Annotated in this window: 1 protein-coding gene; it reads right to left on the reverse strand. The window is 55.4% G+C overall.

Translation table 11 applies throughout. The features are described 5' to 3' along the window. Positions 1–242: aldo/keto reductase (locus tag R0J88_RS22920; RefSeq protein ID WP_410901305.1), on the reverse strand; the 242-nt coding region annotated here is incomplete at both ends.

The raw sequence follows: 242 nt of genomic DNA on the forward strand, positions 1-242 counted from the left end.
GGTGAGGGTAAATGTCGTGGCAGCGGCATTCTCCATGAGATAGCGCTGCTGCTTGGTGCCGGGAATCGGTACGATGTCAGTTCCTTTCGATAGCAGCCAAGCCAGCGATAATTGCGCGGCAGTACAACCCTTTTGATTTGCCATATCGGCAATCACCTCGGCCATCCGGCGGTTGGTTGCCATTGCCTCATCGGAGAAGCGGGGTAGGCCTGAACGGAAATCACCTTCACCGAAGGCATCAT

Origin of the sequence: Pseudoalteromonas sp. SIMBA_162 (assembly GCF_046535955.1) — a bacterium.
GTDB lineage: Bacteria > Pseudomonadota > Gammaproteobacteria > Enterobacterales > Alteromonadaceae > Pseudoalteromonas > Pseudoalteromonas marina.